General features: G+C 65.7%; 13 protein-coding genes and 1 riboswitch. Of the genes, 6 read left to right on the forward strand and 7 right to left on the reverse strand.

Features of this window, described 5'->3' with window-relative positions; translation table 11 throughout:
• Nucleotides 1-485 precede the first annotated feature (485 nt).
• Complete coding sequence (locus KHP16_RS18060; RefSeq protein ID WP_211960823.1) at nt 486-1178, forward strand: ArsR/SmtB family transcription factor; 693 nt, start codon at nt 486-488, stop codon at nt 1176-1178.
• Between the two features lie 106 nt (nt 1179-1284).
• Nucleotides 1285-1791, forward strand: a complete 507-nt coding sequence (locus tag KHP16_RS18065) for a DUF6630 family protein (RefSeq protein WP_109584574.1) — start codon at nt 1285-1287, stop codon at nt 1789-1791.
• A gap of 3 nt (nt 1792-1794) precedes the next feature.
• Here KHP16_RS18065 and KHP16_RS18070 read toward each other — a convergent pair whose 3' ends face one another.
• Nucleotides 1795-2883 (reverse strand): LysR family transcriptional regulator, encoded by a 1089-nt coding sequence (locus KHP16_RS18070; RefSeq protein ID WP_211960824.1) that lies wholly within the window; start codon nt 2881-2883, stop codon nt 1795-1797.
• Nucleotides 2884-3113: 230 nt separating this feature from the next.
• Between KHP16_RS18070 and KHP16_RS18075 the strand changes: the two genes are divergently transcribed.
• Nucleotides 3114-4514 carry a carotenoid oxygenase family protein gene (locus KHP16_RS18075; RefSeq protein ID WP_211960825.1) on the forward strand — a complete coding sequence of 467 codons (1401 nt, stop codon included), beginning with the start codon at nt 3114-3116 and terminating at the stop codon, nt 4512-4514.
• A gap of 38 nt (nt 4515-4552) precedes the next feature.
• Here the strand turns inward: KHP16_RS18075 and KHP16_RS18080 are convergent, their stop codons facing one another.
• The 6 genes from KHP16_RS18080 to KHP16_RS18105 all read right to left on the reverse strand — a co-directional run bounded on the left by KHP16_RS18080 (nt 4553) and on the right by KHP16_RS18105 (nt 12876).
• Entirely contained in the window at nt 4553-6187 is a 1635-nt protein-coding gene (locus tag KHP16_RS18080) for a methyl-accepting chemotaxis protein (RefSeq protein WP_211960826.1), read from the reverse strand.
• Nucleotides 6188-6417: 230 nt separating this feature from the next.
• Entirely contained in the window at nt 6418-9564 is a 3147-nt protein-coding gene (locus KHP16_RS18085; protein ID WP_211960827.1) for a CusA/CzcA family heavy metal efflux RND transporter, read from the reverse strand.
• A gap of 14 nt (nt 9565-9578) precedes the next feature.
• On the reverse strand, nt 9579-10838 hold the full coding sequence (locus KHP16_RS18090) for an efflux RND transporter periplasmic adaptor subunit (protein WP_211960828.1): 1260 nt from the start codon (nt 10836-10838) through the stop codon (nt 9579-9581).
• Nucleotides 10839-10855: 17 nt separating this feature from the next.
• On the reverse strand, nt 10856-12121 hold the full coding sequence (locus KHP16_RS18095; protein ID WP_121492833.1) for a TolC family protein: 1266 nt from the start codon (nt 12119-12121) through the stop codon (nt 10856-10858).
• A gap of 82 nt (nt 12122-12203) precedes the next feature.
• Entirely contained in the window at nt 12204-12569 is a 366-nt protein-coding gene (gene czcI / locus KHP16_RS28555) for a cation efflux protein, CzcI family (RefSeq protein ID WP_279636832.1), read from the reverse strand.
• Nucleotides 12570-12597: 28 nt separating this feature from the next.
• Nucleotides 12598-12876: a TFIIB-type zinc ribbon-containing protein gene (locus KHP16_RS18105; RefSeq protein WP_211960829.1), complete on the reverse strand. Its 279-nt coding sequence runs from the start codon at nt 12874-12876 to the stop codon at nt 12598-12600.
• Between the two features lie 362 nt (nt 12877-13238).
• Between KHP16_RS18105 and KHP16_RS18110 the strand changes: the two genes are divergently transcribed.
• The 3 genes from KHP16_RS18110 to KHP16_RS18120 all read left to right on the forward strand — a co-directional run bounded on the left by KHP16_RS18110 (nt 13239) and on the right by KHP16_RS18120 (nt 18940).
• Nucleotides 13239-14720 (forward strand): aminotransferase-like domain-containing protein, encoded by a 1482-nt coding sequence (locus tag KHP16_RS18110; protein WP_211960966.1) that lies wholly within the window; start codon nt 13239-13241, stop codon nt 14718-14720.
• Nucleotides 14721-15077: 357 nt separating this feature from the next.
• Nucleotides 15078-17390, forward strand: a complete 2313-nt coding sequence (locus KHP16_RS18115; protein WP_211960830.1) for an FdhF/YdeP family oxidoreductase — start codon at nt 15078-15080, stop codon at nt 17388-17390.
• A gap of 42 nt (nt 17391-17432) precedes the next feature.
• A riboswitch (glycine riboswitch) is annotated at nt 17433-17525 on the forward strand.
• Between the two features lie 167 nt (nt 17526-17692).
• Nucleotides 17693-18940, forward strand: coding sequence for a D-amino acid dehydrogenase (locus tag KHP16_RS18120; protein ID WP_211960831.1), 1248 nt, complete (start codon nt 17693-17695; stop codon nt 18938-18940).
• The last annotated feature ends 11 nt before the right edge of the window (nt 18941-18951 follow it).

The raw sequence follows: 18951 nt of genomic DNA on the forward strand, positions 1-18951 counted from the left end.
CGCTAACCAAGGGCGCGACAAGCCCGTCCTTTAGAGGTTTCTCGGGACGTAGTAGGTTAGCGCATGTGGCCTCTTGCACCGGTTGGGCGCGGCGACCTATCTCGTCTGGCGTGCTTCCTTTTCGGTATGACGCTCCTACGATACGTAGCAATTTCCCTGTGAAAACGAAAAGTGAAGCTCGTCGTCACTACGGGTCGTGAGCACCCTGCGCACTCCTACCTCGTTACGAAAGCCCCAAATTCCGGCGGACTTTCTACCGTGGTAGTTCGTGTTCTGCTGCGAGGCATGCTGCTTGTAGGCGTCGCCAATCACCACGAGAGAGCCATGGAGTGCGACCAATACATTTGGGAAGCACACTTTTGCATAGGAAAGCGCTTTTATGTTTAGGACAGCATTGTAATGTGCAAACAGGCTTTTTATGTCCGAGGTCAGAGGATCCTCCGATCTATACTCCCCACATCCCACCCTTCATCCCCCACCAAATAATGGAATACGCCCCCGGTATCAGCCACCTCGCAGGTCTTCTTGCCGACCCGGGTCGGGCCGCCATGCTGTGGGCGCTCATGGATGGTAGTGCGCGCCCTGCCGGGGAACTGGCGTTGATTGCGGGGTTGTCGGCCTCTTCCACCAGTGGGCATTTGAATCGGTTGTCCGAGGGTGGGTTGCTGGCGGTGGAGACGCGGGGGCGTAACCGGTATTACCGGCTTTCCACGCCGGAGATTGGCGTGGCGATCGAGGCGTTGGCTTCGGCTTCGCTGGCCAGTCAGCCGCCGCGGCTGCGGGCGGTGCCGGTGTCGCGGACCGCGCCGCCTGCCTTGCGGCAGGCGCGGACCTGTTATGACCATATGGCCGGTGAACTTGCAGTGGGCGTTTTCGATCGTATGAGGAACTCGGGATGGGTGGTCGTCGAGGGCACCTCGGTGGACCTCACGGCCGAGGGAGCCGAAGCGATGGTCGGGCTCGGTATCGACCTCGGCGACGCGCGCCGGAAGCGGCGGCAGTTTGCCTGCACCTGCCCCGACTGGAGCGAGCGGAAGCCGCATCTCGGAGGTGCGCTCGGGGCGGCGATGTTGCAGAACATGCTGACGCAGGGATGGATCGAAACCACCGCCACGTCGCGCGCGTTGCGGGTGACGCCGCGGGGACAACGGGCGATTGCGGGGATCGCGGCCGCATAGCGGTCAGCCACTCACGCACGCGCCTGGTGGTTGCCTCGCACCCCCGCCCTGCGGCATCATCCCGTCCCTGCAAACGACTGAACCGGCAAGACAAGGAGACCGAACGATGGCGATTGAACTGGAAGACGACGCGGCCGATGCGGTCAGCCGGCTCATCGGGCTGATCAACCTTGGAGACAGCGCGCAGACCGAGCGTCAGCAGGCGCTGTTCGACGAATCGCTCGAAGACGCCGAGGAAGACGATGCCGATGGCGAGGAACTGCTCTGGGTCCTCAAGGACATCATCGACTGGGAGTCGGGCTTCTATGTCGATTGGAAGGATGCCGAATCGTTTATCGGCAGCATGAACCAGCTGTGCGAGCGGATCGATCTCGAGATCGACTGGGGCGTGGAGGACACCGAGGATGAGGACTTCCTGGAGAGCACCAGTGTCCCCGAACTCATGGAGATCGCGTTCAATCAGCTGCGCGTGGCGGGCTATACGCTGTGGAACTGGGACACCGGCGGCGACGCCTACGCGGGATGGATCACGCGTAGCGAGGACGATGAGGAGATGATCGAGATCGCCGAGACGCTCAACATCGAGCTACGTACCGGCGATCAGCCTTATTGACCTTCAAACCCCGTCGTCAAGCGTGACGATGGGGGGTGTGCCGTCTGGCGGGGGCACCAACGCGCCATCGATACCCCCCGCCACGTGGATCCCGGCACCGGCATCCGCGAGTCCATCGGGCAAACCCAGCGACTCTGCCGTCAGCGTCGCCCACTTCGGCGCCGCGCCAAGCAGCGTGCGTGGGATAGGCTTGCGGCCGTCCGGCACGCCCAGGGTTTCCTCCAGCACATCAAGGAATGCACGCACGCTCGCCGGCATCAGCTTGCGCGCGGGCATGAGTACATAGACCTTCAGCGGCGACGACATGTAATTGGGCAGCACGCGAACCAGCTGGCCATGGCCGAGCTGCTCCTGCACGAAGCGCGGCGACAGCCGTGCGACGCCGAGTCCGTCGATCGCGCCCTTGAGCCGCACTTCCGCGTTGTGCGTGCAGATGCGCGGCTCCACCTCCATCGTGTGCATTTCCACACCGTCGCGCAGAAATTCCCAGCGACCGTCGTCGATGCTGCCCAGCGTCGGCCAGCCTTCGAGGTCCTGCGGCACGCGCGGCAGGCCGCGCTCGCGGATCAGCGATGGCGCCGCATAGAACGCGCGCTCGATCAGCACCACGCGCTTGCTGGCGAACGAGCTGTCGTGGAGACCCGTATCCGTCATCACGAACGCGAGGTCATACCCGTGCCGGATCAGATCGGGTTGGTCCCAACTGACGTCGAGCTGCACGCGCAGCGACGGATGCAGCTTGAGCAGCCGCGACAGCGAGGGAGAGAGATGTTGGGAGCCCACTTCGTAGGGCGTGGCGATGCGCAGCGTGCCGCTGACCTCCGCGCTGACGGACGCGGCTTCCGCGCTGATCTCGCGCAATTCGCCGAATAGCGGCGCGACCCGCTCGTAGAGTTGCTGCCCGCGCTGCGTCACGCGCACGCGGCGCGTCGTGCGTTCGAACAACCGGATGCCAAGCTGACCTTCGAGCCGCGCCACCGCGGCGCTCGCCGATGACTTGGGGACCTCGGCAAGCTCCGCGCCTTGGGTGAACCCCCCGCCTTCCACCACGCGGCAGAAGATTTCCCAGTCCTTCCAGTCGATCGATTTCATCCGGTACTCCGTGCGTCGGCGCCCATCCGGACGCCGACCGCGATTGTCCCACAACATGAACAATGATGAAGTCCACGTTCCCGGCAGGGTTAAGCGGCGGCGGAGACGTTTCGCGCGACGTTTCGCGTTCGGCCAACGGATTCGTATTCGCACGCTTCCCCTTGGCTGGGCCCGCCCGAACTGTCAAGATGCCGCTACCGCTCTCGAACGACCGGCACACGAGGTACCGCATGAGCCTGCCCTTTCCTCCCCACTTCTACTTGTCCGGCAACTTCGCGCCTATCTCGATAGAGGGCGAAGCGCATGACCTGCCCATCGTCGGCGAGTTGCCGCGTGCGCTGCATGGCACCCTGTATCGCAACGGACCGAACCCACAGTTCGCGCCACGGGACAATGACTACCACTGGTTCACCGGCGATGGCATGGTCCACGCGTTCGAACTCGAGGATGGCCGCGCCCGTTACCGCAACCGATGGGTCCGGACGCGCAAGTTCGAACTGGAGCGCGCGGCGGGGCAGGCGCTGTTCGGCAGCTGGGGCAACCCCGCGACGACCGATCCCTCGGTGCGCGACGAGACATCGAACCTCGCAAATACCAACGTCGTCTGGCATGCCGGCCGATTGCTCGCGCTCGAAGAAGCCGATCCGCCGGTCGAACTGGATCCGCGCACGCTCGCCACGCGGGGCGAGTACCGCTACGACGGCAACCTGCGCGGCGCGATGACCGCGCATCCGAAGATCGATCCCGTTACCGGAGAGATGGTGTACTTCGCGTATTCGGCCTCTGGCCCGCTGTCCAACGGCGTGGCATTCGGCGTCGTCGATGGGGAGGGACGCATCGCGCGCACCGCGTCGTTCGATGCGCCGTTCTCGAGCATGGTGCACGACTTCCTTGTGACACCGCGCTATGCGCTGTTTCCGATCCTGCCGATCGTCGGCAGCATGGAACGCGCGATGCGGGGAGAGTCGATGTACCTGTGGGAGCCCGACCGTGGCGCGCATATCGGCATCCTCCCGCGCGATGGCGACGTGGCGAAGCTCCGCTGGTTCCGCGGGGAGTCCTGCTACGTGTTCCACACGATGAACGCCTGGGAAGACGGGGATCTGATTCACGCCGACGTGCTGCAGTACGACAACCCCGGCATGTTCAACCCCGGCGCCACGGGGCCGGGCACGCGCGCCCGGTTGTGCCGCTGGACCTTCGACATGGCCGGCGACAGCGATACGTTTCAGCGCACATGGCTCGACGATCTAGGTAGCGAGTTCCCGCGCATCGACGATCGCTACACGACGCTGCCGTACCGGCATGGCTACTTCGCGTCGCGCATGCACGCGGATTCGCTACGTTCCACGTACGACACGCTCGTGCATGTCGATCAGCTGACGGGCAAGCGGCGCATGCACACGCTGCCGCTCGGCGATGCGTTGTCGGAGCCTGTCTTCGTCCCGCGCGGGGACGATGCCGATGAAGGCGATGGCTGGCTGCTGGCCACGGTCTATCGTGGCCAGCAGCATCGCAGCGATCTAGTGGTGTATGACGCGGACGACGTCTCCGCGGGCCCCGTAGCGACGGTGCAGCTATCGCACCGCGTGCCGTACGGCTTCCACGGGAACTGGGTGCCCGCGGTGTAGGTCACCCACGCCCCTCAACGCCCCAGGCCCTCAGGCCCTCAGGCCGCGATGGCCTGACGCGGCTGCCAGGCGCCCGCCTGCGGCGCTTCGATCAGCCGCGACGTCATGACCTGCCCGCTCGGCAGCCGGAAGAACGAGACGGCTTCGTCGAGCTCGCGCCCCTGCTCTTCCAGCGAGCGCGACGCCGTCGCGGCCTCGTGCACGAGCGTGGCGTTCTGCTGCGTGACCTGATCGATCTGCACGATCGCCTGGTTCACCTGTTCGATACCGCGGCCCTGCTCCGCCGAAGCCGAGGAGATCTCCTGCACGATCGCGGTCACGCGGCCCACGGCGTCGGTCACCGCGCTCATGGTCTGCCCCGCTTCGCTTGCGAGGGACGAACCGGCGGTGACCTGCTCCACCGACGTCTCGATCAACTCCTTGATCTCCTTGGCGGCATTCGACGAGCGCTGCGCGAGGCTACGCACCTCGCTGGCCACGACGGCGAAGCCGCGGCCCTGTTCGCCCGCGCGCGCGGCTTCCACGGCGGCATTGAGCGCGAGGATGTTCGTCTGGAACGCGATGCTCTCGATGATGCCGGTGATCTCCGCAATCTTGACCGAGCTGGCGCTGATGCCCTCCATCGTGTGCACCACGCGGCCAACGGTCTCGCTGCCACGCTGCGCGACATCGGCGGCGGTGCGAGCGAGGTCGCTCGCCTGGCGCGCGTTCTCGGCGTTGTGGCGCACCGTGGCGGTGAGCTCTTCCATGCTTGCGGCGGTCTCTTCAAGCGACGCGGCCTGCTGTTCGGTGCGGCTCGACAGATCCATGTTGCCGTTGGCGATCTCCGCGGTGGCAATGCCGATGTTCGCGCTCGAGTCGCGTACGCGCGCCACCGTTTCGGTCAGGCGATCGTTCATGTCGCGCAGGGCGCCCAGCAGCCGGCCCGTCTCGTCATCCGACGTCACGTCGATGCGCGTGCCGAGTTCGCCGCGCGCCACCGTGCGCGCGAGTTCCACCGCCCGCTGGATAGGGCCCGTAATCGCGCGCGTCAGCAGCAGTCCGCCGATCAGGCCGAACGCCACGGCGGCGATCGACGCAACGATCAGCAGGTTGCGCTGCGTCACGTAGTCGTCCTGCAAGCGCCGCACCATCTCGTGCTGCCGCTCGTACGTGAAACTCAGATAGGCGTCGGTAGCCTTGACCAGCGCCGCCAGCAACGGGCGGCACTCCGCGTTCATCTTCGCGATGGCTGCCCCCTGCTGCTTGTCGAGCGCCAGACCGACGATCGCGGTGGCAACCGGCCCGTACCTGGCCTCCACGCGGTCCACTTCGCCCACCAGATCGCGCGCGCCCTGGCTTGCATTCCCGCGCACGATCATGTCCTTGAGCCTGGCGAGGTTCTTCGTCACATCGTCATGCGCGCGCAGGACCTCGGTACGCTCGAGTTCGAGGTCCGCGGGCGTGGTCACGAGGACAAGATTGCGCGCGGCGATCGCGCGGCGATCCACCGCCGTGCGGACCTCGATGGCCATGTTGGCGCGTGCGTTGAGTCCGTTGATGTACTCGTTGAAGCCATCGATGGCGCGATTGAGCGCGTATAGCGATAACCCTGACACCACCAGCACGACAAGTGCCAGCACGCCGAAGCCAGCCAGCAGCTTCGTCTTGATGGATAGATTGCGGAATGCCACGGCTCTTCCCCCCTCTTTCTCTTCCCGGTTGCAATAAAGAGACGCGCCCGCTAGTGACGCGTTGCACCGCTGAATGAGCCCGTTCCTGCATATCTGTGCGGCAACTTATGCGATCTTGTAGTCGTTGTCGCCAGACATTTGTTTGTGAGCAGCCTAACGGCAGATTCGGCCGTAGCTAACCCCCCCGACGGTGGGGGGACGGACACAAGGGGGGTGAGATCGAGGCGGCGCTAAAGCCCCCGAACGTTGTCTTCCCGGCGATGCGCCCACCGGTAGAGGGCCGGCAGCACAAGAAGGGTCAGCGCCGTCGACGACAATATGCCGCCGATCACCACGGTGGCGAGCGGCCGCTGCACTTCGGCTCCGGTACCCGTGGCAACCGCCATCGGCACGAAGCCCAGCGAAGCGACCAGCGCCGTCATCAGCACCGGCCGCAACCGCGTCAGCGCGCCTTCGCGCACCGCGGCCTCCAGCGGCTGCCCCGCCTCCCGCAGCGTCCGGATGAACGACAGCATCACCAGCCCGTTCAGTACCGCCACGCCGCATAGCGCGATAAAGCCGACCGCGGCGGTAATCGACAGCGGAATGCCGCGCAGCCACAGCGCCAGGATGCCGCCGGTCAGCGCGAACGGAATGCCCGTAAAGACAAGCAAACCATCGCGCAGGTTGCCGAACATCGCGAACAACAGCACGAGCACCAGCAACAGCGCGACAGGCACGACAATCTTGAGCCGCGCGGTAGCGGATTGCAGCTGCTCGAACGTCCCGCCCCACGCGGTCCAGTAGCCGGCGGGAATCTTCACCTGCCGCTGGAGCGCGGACTCGGCCTCGCTGACGAACGACCCGATATCGCGCCCCCGCACGTTTGCGCTGACCACGATGCGCCGCTTGCCATCCTCGCGCGAGACCTGATTCGGGCCGGGTGCTACATCGAGCGTGGCGACCTCGCTCAGGGGGATGAACGTCGTGCGCGCGTCGGTGGCCGACCCCTTCGGCAGCGGCACCGGCAGGCGACGCAACGACTCCACATCGTCGCGCACGGCGTCGGGCAGCCGCACGACGATGTCGAAGCGGCGATCTCCCGCGAAGAACGTACCCGCCTCGCGTCCGCCGATCGCGATCGCTACCGCGTCCTGCACGTCGCGCATGTTGAGTCCATGCCGCGCGGCTTTCTGGCGATCGATCTGAACGGTGAGCATCGGCAGCCCTGTGGTCTGTTCTACCTTGACCTCGTTCGCGCCGCGAATCCCCTGCAGCACCGCGGCCACGCGGTTCGCGGTCGCTTCCAGCACCGCGTTGTCGTCGCCGAAGATCTTGACGGCGACATCGGAGCGCACGCCGGAGATCAGCTCGTTGAACCGCAATTGAATCGGCTGCGAAAACTCGTAAAGGTTGCCCGGGATCTTGCCGCTCTCCTGCTGGATGGCCGCGACAAGTTCCGCGTGCGTCTTGCGGGGTTCGGGCCACTGGTCGCGCGGCTTGAGCATGATGTAGCCGTCCGAGATGTTCGGCGGCATCGGGTCCGACGCAATCTCGGCGGTACCCGTGCGCGCGAAGATGCGTTCGATCTCCGGAAACTTCGCCATGAGCGTGCGCTCGATCTGCTCCTGCATCGCAACCGATTGCGTCAGGCTCGTGCCGGGAATGCGCAGCGCCTGGATCGCGATATCGCCCTCGTTGAGGTTCGGCACGAACTCGCTGCCTAGCCGAGACGCCACCGCCGTGCACACCACCACAATCATGGCAGCGAGCGCGAACACGACCGGCGTGTTGGCCAGCGTCCGGTCGAGCATTGGCGCATAGCGCGCGCGTGCCCAGCCCATGAGGCGGTTCTCCTTCTCCGCCACGCGCTCGCCGATGAACAGCGCGACCGCCGCGGGCACGAACGTGACCGACAGGATCATCGCCCCGATCAGCGCGATGACCACCGTGAACGCCATCGGATGGAACATCTTGCCTTCCACGCCCGTCAGCGCGAACACCGGCAGGTAGACGATCATGATGATCAGTTGCCCGAACAGCAGCGGACGCCGTGCCTCCCGCGCGGCGGCGAATACCTCGTCGAACCGCTCGCGCCGCGTCAAGGGGCGTCTCAGCGCGGCCTGCGCATGGGCGAGCCGCCGGACGCAGTTCTCGACGATCACCACCGCGCCGTCGATGATGATGCCGAAGTCGAGCGCCCCCAGGCTCATCAGGTTGGCGCTGACGCGGTACTGCACCATGCCCGTGAACGTGAAGAGCATCGCCAGCGGGATGATCAGTGCCGTGATCAGCGCCGCGCGGATATTTCCGAGGAACAGGAAGAGGATGGCAATGACAAGCACCGCGCCCTCCAGCAGGTTCTTCTTGACCGTGGCGATCGCCTTGTCGACGAGCTTCGTGCGGTCGTAGACCGTCACCACTTTCACGCCCTCGGGCAGCGTGCGGTTGATGGCCTCTACGCGCGCCGCCACGGCCTGCGAGACCGCGCGGCTGTTCTCGCCGATCAGCATGAACACGGTGCCGAGCACGACCTCGCGGCCGTTCTCGGTGGCGGCGCCCGTGCGCAATTCGCGGCCGGACTCTACCGCCGCCACGTCTCGCACGCGGATCGGCTGGCCTTGCGCGGTGCCGACGATGACTTGCCCGATATCGTCGATCGACTTCACCTGCCCGGGCACGCGGACGAGGTACTGCTCGCCGCGACGCTCGATATACCCCGCGCCCACGTTGTCGTTGTTCTTGTCGAGGGCGCCGACCACATCGGCCAGCGTCAGCCCGTACGACGACATCCGCTCCAGACTGGGCGCGACGAGGTATTGGCGGTCGAAGCCGCCGATCGCGTTGACGTCCGCCACGCCCGTCACGTTACGCAGTTGCGGGCGCACGATCCAGTCCTGGATCTCGCGCAGATCGGCCGCGTCGTAGGGACTGCCGTCAGGCTTGCGCGCACCGGGCTCCGCTTCGACAGTCCACAGGTAGATCTCTCCAAGCCCGGTGGAGATCGGCCCCATCGCGGGCGTGATGCCGTCCGGCAGCGACGACCGTGCCTCCTGAATGCGCTGGTTGACGAGTTGCCGCGCGAAGTAGATGTCGGTGCCGTCGCGGAAGATCACCGTGACTTGCGACAGGCCGTAGCGCGACAGCGAGCGCGTCTGCACGAGGCCGGGCAGCCCGGCCATGACCGTCTCCAGGGGATACGTGATGCGCTGCTCGGTCTCCAGCGGCGAATAGCCAGGCGCGTGGGTGTTGATCTGCACCTGTACGTTAGTGATGTCGGGCACCGCATCGATCGGCAGCCGCGTGTAGTTGTACCCGCCGAGCAGCGCCATGCCCAGCACGGCCAGCAGGACGAGCCATCGTTGCTCGATGGCGAAGCGAATGAGACGTTCGAACATGCGCGCCTCCCGCTTCAGTGGCTATGCTCGGTGCCGGCCTTGCCGAGCTCCGCCTTCAGCACGAAGCTGTTGGCGGCCGCATAGCGGCGGCCGGGCTCGAGGCCGGAGACGATCTCGGACACGGTGTCGGAGGTCCGTCCCACGGTGACGGGCTGCGCGCGGAAACCGTCTGGCGTCTCCACGAACACCACCGTGCGGCCTTCGACCTGCTGCACCGCGCCAGCGACGACCGCTACCGGCACCTGCTGTGCGGCGCCCAGCACGTTGACCGTAACGAACAGGCCCGGACGCCATGCCATGTCCGGGTTGGTGAGCGTCACGCGCGCCTTGGCGGTACGCGTCTGCTCGCCCAGCAGCGCGCCCACATACGACACCGCGCCATCGGCCTTGCCGTCCGATGCCGTCGAACGAATGGTGGCGCGCTCGCCAACGCGGACGTTGCCGAGATCGCGCGCGGAGACGACGAACTCGGCCCAGACGGAACGCAGGTCGGAGATCGTGAAGATGGCCGCATCGGCCGCCACCGCCTCGCCGAGCGTCAGGTGTTTCTCGACGATCATCCCGTCGAACGGCGCACGAAGCTCAAAGCGATTGAGCGCGCCACCGCCACCCCCGCCCCCATCCGCGCCGATCGCGGTCAGCTTCTGCCGCGCGTTCTGCACGCTGATCTCGGCCTCCTGCAACGCATTGCGCGCCGCGAGGTAGTCCTGTTCCGCGGAGATTTTTTGCTCCCACAACGACTTCTCGCGCGCATAGGTCGTGCGCGCGAGTTCGAGCCGCCGTTGCGCGGCGAGCAGTTCGCTGCGCTGGTCGGACAACGCGCTGCTGGCGATCACGGCCAGCACCTGTCCCTTGCGCACCATCTGGCCGAGGTCGGCGGGCACGGCTTCCACCACGCCGGCCAGCCGTGGCACCACGTGGGCGGTGCGGTCTTCGTTGAAGCGGATCTCGCCGGGAAAGGACAGCGCGCCTTGCACGGTGCCCGCCCTGGCCTCCGTGACGGTGATGCCGGCTTGGAGGATCTGCTCGCGGGTCAGGCGTACGGCGTCCTGAGCAGGCGCAGCGGTAGGCGCCGATGCGCCGCCGGCGGATGGCTTGTCATCGCCATGGGCGTGGCTGGTTTCCTCGCGCGCTCGCTCGTGATCGCTATCGTGACCGCTATGGTGATCGTGGTCGTCGCCACCGCGGCCCACCATCAGCACCGCGGCTGTGGCCAGCAGGCCCGTCATCAGGATCGCGATGATCGTCGTCTTCTGCTTGTTCGTCATGGTCATGTCTGTAGCGCGTTCGGTCAGCGGCCGAGAATGCGGTCGATCGTGGTAGCGGATTGATACGTCCGCGCGAGCACGCCCAGATAGCGGATCCGCGCCTGGAACAGCGTGCGCTGGGCGTCCAGCACGTCGAGGTAGTTGAACTTGCCCGACTCGAAGCCGATCGTCGCGGCGCGATAGGCCTGCTCGGCCGCGGGCAGCACCGTGCCCTTGAGCGTCTGCGCCGAGGCGCGAGAGACGGACAGCACGTTGGAGGCGACGAGCAGGTCGTTGCCGAGGCGGATACGCGCGGCGAGGTACTCGTCCTGCGCCTTGTCCGCGCGCCGGATCGCTTCGTACAGGTTGCCCTGGTTACGGTCGAACAGCGGCAGCGGGATCGACACGCCAATCACGGCCATATTGCGGTTGGCATCGTTGTCGCGCTTGGCGCCGACGCTAACCGTCAGGTCCGGATACTGGCGGCTGCGCTCGACGCCGATCACGGCCTGCCGCCGCTCGATCTCGACACGGCTCGCGACAATGTCAGGCGATTCGTCGAGCGCCGCGCGCAGCGCCTCAGGCGCGGGCCGGGAGGGCAACGCGTCGAGGTTCCCCTGCGCCTCGGAAAACTGCGGAGCATCGTTGCCCCACAGCGCCGTCAGCGCCTGTCTCGCGCTCCGCAACTCGGCCGTTGCCTCGTTCAGCTCCAGTTCGACGTTGGCCTGCTCCACGCGCGCCTTGGTCTCTTCGACCGGCGACACCTTGCCGGCAGCCACGCGTTTCGCGGCCACATCGGTACCGCGCGTGGCGATGTCGAGCGAGCCCTGCGCGAGCTTGACGCGCTCCTGCGCGATGAGCACGGTGAAAAAACGTTCGATCACGGCCGCGCGAAGGTCCGCACGAATGCTGCCGAGCGACGCCTGCGCGAACTCGCGCCCGCGTTCGGCGGCCGCGATGCGGGCCGAGCGCTTGCCGCCCAGTTCGATCGGCACATTGATCTGAGCGGTCGAGGTGCGGGACGCGCGGCGGGTGTCCTCCATCAGCGTCGCGATCTCGGGGTTCGGGATCACGCGCGCCTGCATGACCGCGCCTTCGCTCGCGTCGACCTCGCGGCCGGCCGCGGACAGCGTGAAATTACCGCCCGCGGCAAAGGCGAGCGCGGCATCGAGCGTCAGCGGGCCGGCGGGTTCGGTGACCGCATTGGCATAACCGGGCGCCGGCGGAAGCGCCTGCGCGTGCGTGGATAGTGAAACGAATGAGCTGGTAATAGCGGCCGCCAGCCCGAGCGGCAACAGAAGGGTTCGCATCGAATTGCACCTGAATGAATAGCAGGAGAATCCGGCGGGACGGCTGGCTGGAAATCAGGAAGACAGGACGCGTCTCGCCGGGTCAGGCGAGACGGGACCAGTTGGGACGTTCCGGTGCCTCGGGCACATGTGACTGAATCTTGCGGTCTACCGCGGCGATCGCCGCGGGAATCCGCTCGTGCGTGGTCACCCCGGATGGGGTGATCGAAGCGAGCGGCGTCGACGCGACGTGGCAGTAGTCGCAGTCGGCGTCGGCCAGCAGCTTCGTATCGTTCGTTGCATCGTGCTGCTTCACGTCCTGCTGCTGGCTGGCGTCGTGCCGATGCTCGTGATGCCCCAGATGCGATCGCGCCGGTTGCTGTTCGTGCTGGCAATACGGCACCGCCGCGGACCAGGCGAACTGGAACGGCAAGACGAGCAGCAGGAAGATCAGGAAAAAACGGCGCACAGGTGCAGGTGAATCCGAAACCGATAGCTTAATCGAAAATTTCTTCGAGCCAGGATTTGCGGCGCTTGCCATGCCCATATCCCTGGTCGCGGGGGGGCTGCTGCGGGTAGCGAGAGTCGGACGACCCGTGACGCTCGCGCGCCGCGCGCGGGGCCGGCGACACGCCGGAATCGGTGGCGCGTTCGATCAGCTTGTCCAGTTCCCCGCGATCGAGCCAGACGCCGCGGCATTGCGGGCAGTAATCGATCTCAATGCCCTGACGGTCCGTCATCGTGAGCACAGCATCTGGGCAGACGGGACATTTCATGGGGAGGTCTCCATTCGAAAGCGTTGCGACGCGAACATTTTATGGGCGCCCTCTCCTATCGAAACGTTTCTGACCGAAATGTAATGTCGATAGGCGTCTTCGCCACATTGCCCGCGAGAATTGCCATAAAGGTTGCACCGCTTTCACATTCGCCCGCGCTGTTTCGTCATGTATGGTCAAGCAGTCAAAGTTAATGACGGATCTGTCATTGTTCTGAGCGGAATTTGTCCGGCTGGGCTCCTTAATGTGTCGCCATGTGTTCAACGCAGAATGCGCCCACCCGGAGTCTCCCGATGATCGCGACAACGCTCGAATCCCGCCACGACGTCCTGCCCGGCCAAACCGGGTCCGATATCTCGTCCATGCTCTATCACCGCCTTGCCGATGCCATCGAGCGGTCCATCGATCAGGGCATCTTCCGCGCGGGCGAGCGGATTCCGTCGGTACGGCAAGCCAGCCAGCAACATCGCATCAGCATCAACACCGTGGTGCGCGCCTATCTGCTGCTGGAAAGCCGTGGCGTGATCGAGAGCCGGCCGCAGTCGGGGTTCTTCGTGCGGCCGCGCGTGGACTTCTCCGCGATGGCCTCCCCGGCATCCGCCGCCTGCGACACCGGGCGGCTCATCGCCATGCATGACGGCTTGCGGGGTCCGAGCGACGACAATATCGACGTCACGTCGCTCGTGCTCGGCACGCTGCGCGCGATCCAGCAGGACAATGCGATGCCGCTAGGCTCGCCCTATCCCGATACCGCGCTGCTGCCGTCGCAGCGCATCGCGCAATACGTTGGCGTGCAGGCGCGCCGCTGCGAAGACAGCGCGATGCTCGATGGTCTGCCGCCCGGGCATCCGGCACTGATCCGACAGCTCGCGCGGCGCTACGTCGAGCGCGGGCAGCCGGCCGATCCCAACGAATTCATCGTGACATGCGGCGCAACCGAAGCGGTGCGTCTCTGTTTGCAAGCCGTGGCGCGGCCGGGCGATGCGGTGGTCGTGGAGTCGCCGTGCTACTACGGCATGCTCGAGACCATCACGCACCTCGGCATGCGTGCCATCGAGATTCCGAGCGATGCGTCCGGGAGCATCGACATGGCGTTGCTGCGCGAGACGCTCGACACGCAGACCGTGGCCGCGTGCGTGATCACCGCGAACTTCCCGAACCCGTTGGGTCGTCAGATGCCCGAGGACAAGAAGCGCGAGCTCGTCGAGCTGCTCACGGGACAGGACATTCCTATCGTCGAGAACGACGAGTACAGCGAGTTGTATGTGGGCGCGCAGCATCCGACTTCACTGAAGACATATGACACGCGCGGCCTCGTGCTCCACTGCGGATCGTTCTCGCGATGCCTCACGCATCGGCATCGGATCGGATGGGCTCTGCCGGGACGCTTCCGCCAGCAGGTGGAGAAACTCAAGTTCCTGAGCGCGATCACCACGCCGCCGAGCGTGCAACTCGCGATCGCCGAGTATCTGCAGCACGACGGCTACGATCATCATCTGCGCCGGCTGCGCCGCCGCATCGTGCAGAACGCCAGCATCGCCATCGGCGCGATTCGCCGCTGCTTCCCCGCGGGCACGCGCGTGCATGCACCCGAAGGCGGATACCTGCTGTGGATCGAACTTCCGCACGGCGTCGACACGCTGGCGATGTACCGCAGTGCGCTCGCATGCGGCATCTCCATCGCGCCGGGCCGCCTGTTCGGCAGCGACCATCGCTTCGCCAACTTCCTGCGGCTGAACTTCAGCGGGGAATGGACGAGCGCGACCGATCGCGCGATACAGACGCTCGGCGAGCTCGCCACGGCATCGATGGCGACCTCGGATCGCCCCCACGGCCTGCATTGACGCCTGGAAAAAGGTGCCCGGAGTCGCCGCGCGCGCAGCACCCGCCGGAACGCCTCACCCTGGCGGACTCCGGGCACCAGTGCAGCCAATGCGCCAGGGTGAAAACGGCTCGCTCCTCATTGATGTGAGGAGCAACGACAAAACACAAGCATCGTCCGCCTGCACTGTAGTGCGAATGCGCTACGCCGGGGGACACAGTGCATCGGCGCCAGAGGCAATACAGCGCGGTTGGGAAACACAGCCGGCACTGTGTCCTCCCGACGTTCAACGGGTTGTATCCGTTTGTACCGCGATGCCAGACCTAATCTTGGAACCACCGAGCATTCACGCCCCCTGAAGATCGAAGGAAACAAAGTCATGAGCAGCAAGCCGACCCCCGAAGACGGTTACATCGCCCCCTATACCCACCCCGCAGCGGGATGGGGCGCTCTCAAGTACGTGGCCATCAATCTCGTCAAGGAGAAGGTGGCCGGCGGCAAGTACGTGACGCTGTTCCGGCAGAACCAGCCCGACGGCTTCGACTGTCCCGGCTGCGCATGGCCCGATCGCGAACATGGATCGACCTTCGAGTTCTGCGAGAACGGCGTGAAGGCCGTGGCGGCGGAAGCCACGAGCAAGCGCGTGACGCCCGAGTTTTTCGCCGAGAACTCCGTCACGTCGCTGCTGACGCAGACGGACTACGAACTCGAGCAGCATGGGCGCCTGACGCATCCGATGGTCTACGACGCCGTCGCGGACCGGTATGTCGAGATCGACTGGGACGAGGCCTTCGCGCTGGTCGCGCGTCATCTGCGCGGACTCGATTCGCCGGACCAGGCCGCGTTCTACACGTCGGGCCGGGCGAGCAACGAAGCGGCCTTCCTGTATCAGCTGTTCGTGCGCGCATACGGCACCAATAATTTCCCCGATTGCTCGAACATGTGCCACGAGGCCACGAGTCGCGGCATGCCGGTGACCGTTGGCGTCGGCAAGGCGACCGTGCTGCTCGATGACTTCGAGCATGCGGATACCATCCTGATCTTCGGGCACAACGCGGCGACCAACCACCCGCGCATGCTCGGCGAACTGCGCGAATGCGCGCGCCGCGGCGCAATGATCGTGTCGATCAATCCGCTGCGCGAACGCGGCATGGAGCGCTTCACGAGCCCGCAGCACGCGTCGGAGATGATCACGGGCAGCAGCACGAAGATTGCCTCGATGTTCGTGCAGCCGCAGCTCGGCGGCGACTTCGCGTTGATCAAGGGCATGGCCAAGCGCCTGATCGAAATGGACGACGCCGCCCGCGAACGCGGCGAGCCGCCGTTCATCGATGAGGACTTCGTTCAGCGTCATACGCATGGCTACGACGTGTTTGTCGCGGACCTGCGTGCGGAGAACTGGGCAGACATCGTCGAGCAGTCCGGCACGACGTTCGAGGAGATCGACGCGCTGACGGGCGTCTATGCACGGGGCAAGAATGTGATCGCGTGCTGGGGCATGGGCCTGACGCAGCACAAGAACTCCGTGCCCACGATCCAGATCCTGACCAACCTGATGATGATGCGCGGCAATATCGGGCGCCCGGGTGCGGGTCTGCTGCCCGTGCGCGGCCACTCGAACGTGCAGGGCAATCGCACGGTGGGCATCGAGGAGCAGCCCACCGAGGCCTTCCTGGACCGCCTGGAAAAGGTCTTCAACTTCGAGCCGCCGCGCCACCATGGCTATGACGTGGTGCGCACGATCTCGGCAATGCTCGAGGGCAAAGTGAAGGTCTTCGTCGGGCTGGGCGGCAACTTCGCGGCCGCCACGCCGGACACGCCGCGCACGCAGCAGGCGCTGCGTCAGTGCGACCTGACGGTGCATATCGCCACCAAGCTCAACCGCAGCCATCTGATCCACGGCCGCGATGCCCTGATCCTGCCCACGCTGGGCCGCACGGAAGTCGATATGCAGAATGGCGTGGCGCAGGGCGTGACCGTGGAAGACTCCGTCTGCATGGTGCACGTGTCGTACGGCATGAACCAGCCGGCCTCGCCGCACCTGATGTCGGAGACCGCGATCATCGCCAACATGGCGGCCGCCACGCTCGGCAATCGCAAGATCGACTGGCTCTGGTATGCGCAGGACTACTCGCGCATCCGCAACGCGATCGAGAAAGTGCTGCCGGGATTCGAGGACTACAACGCGCGCATCGCGGTGCCCGGCGGCTTCCATCTGACGCCCCCCGCGCGCGATCGCATCTGGGATACGCCGTCGGGCAAGGCCGAGTTCATCGTGCATCCGATCGTCAAGGACACGCCGATCCATCAGGCGCGCGCCGAGCATGGCGACAAGCTGCTCGTCATGATGACCACGCGCTCGCACGATCAATACAACACCACGATCTATGGCCTCAACGACCGCTATCGCGGCGTGTTCGGCCTGCGCCGGGTGGTCTTCATCAACCCGTCGGACATGGATCGCCTGGGCTTCAAGGCGGGCCAGCATGTCGACATCACCAGCGTCTGGGCCGACGGCGTGACGCGCCATGTCGAGGACTTCCGCCTCGTACCGTACGACATCCCGGTCGGCTGCATCGGTACCTACTACCCCGAGACCAATCCGCTGGTGCCGCTGGAAAGCACGGGCGATGGCTGCGGTACGCCGACGTCCAAGTCGGTGCCGGTGTTGTTGACGGCCAGCGCGGCCTGACAGATCTCACTTGACACCTTCGGCGGTTGATAGGCATAGTTGCCCTCGACATCGGGAGAGTCCGTGCCACCGTGCACGGCGCCGAAGGAGCAACCGCCCCGGAATCTCTCAGGCACCCCGGACCGGTGTCACCATTGCACTCTGAAGAACCGCGGCGCGTACGTCCGCCGCCGGTACCGAAGGAGCAAGCGGCGCATCTTTCCTGCTGCCGCGAATCTCTCAGGTCAAGGACAGAGGGGGCGTCCGTATTGCGCAATCCTGCGCGCGGACTGCCATTTCCCTGACGTCCGGAAGACCTTTCCATGAAAAACATCGCAGTGATTGGCGGCGGCATCACCGGCGCCACGACCGCCTACGCCCTTGCCCGGCGCGGCCTCTCCGTCACGATGTTCGAGCGTCACCGCTATGCGGCGATGGAGACGTCGTTCGCCAACGGCGGGCAGTTGTCCGCTTCCAACGCGGAGACATGGACGCACTGGTCCACGCTGTTCAAGGGCCTCAAGTGGATGCTGCGCAGCGATGCGCCGCTGCTCGTCAATCCGCGTCCGTCCTGGCACAAACTGAGCTGGTTCGCCGAGTTCATCGCCTCGATGCCGCGGTACCGCGCCAACACGGTGGAAACCGCGCGCCTCGCCATCGCCGCGCGCGACCATCTGTTCGCTTGGGCGGACGCGGAGGGCATCGACTTCGACCTCAAGCGGCGCGGCATCCTCCATATCTATCGCAACAAGGGGGGCTTCGACCATGCGGGCCGGGTTTCGCAGATGCTGGCCGAAGGCGGACTCGCGCGGCACGCCGTGACGCCCGAGGAGATGCGCGCCATCGAGCCGACGCTGGCCGGCACCTACTACGGCGGCTACTACACCGAGAGCGACTCCACCGGCGACATCCACAAGTTCACCACCGGTATCGCCGCGGCAGCCGCGCGGCACGGCGTCACCACGCTGTACGACCAGCAGGTGACGTCGGTAAGGACGGACGGCACCTCTGCCGTCATCACATCGGTATGCGACGGGCTGCCTGCAACGCGGGAGTTCGACGCGGTGGTGGTCTGCGCGGGCGTGGCGAGCCGCGACTTCGCGCGTCAGTTCGGCGACCGCGTGAACATTTACCCGGTCAAGGGTTACTCCATCACGGTCAACCTCAACGATGCGCAGAGCCAGGCGTCTGCGCCGATCGTCAGCCTGCTCGACGACGAGACCAAGCTCGTCACCAGCCGCCTCGGCGCCGACCGATTCCGCGTGGCGGGCACGGCCGAGTTCAATGGCATCAACCGCGACATCCGCGCGGATCGCATCCGTCCGCTGATCGACTGGGTTCATCAGTGCTTTCCGGGTGTCAGCACGCGCAGCGTGGTGCCATGGGCGGGGCTGCGTCCGATGATGCCGGACATGATGCCTCGCGTCGGGCGCGGCCGCGCGGCGAACGTGTTCTACAACACGGGCCACGGCCATCTCGGATGGACGCTCTCGGCGGCCACCGCCGAGATGGTCGGCGATGTGGTGGCCGGCGTGGCGGCCAGCGGGCAGGTAAGGCTGGCTGTGGCATAGCGAGTTGACAG

This window comes from Cupriavidus plantarum (genome assembly GCF_905397285.1).
Lineage (GTDB): Bacteria > Pseudomonadota > Gammaproteobacteria > Burkholderiales > Burkholderiaceae > Cupriavidus > Cupriavidus plantarum.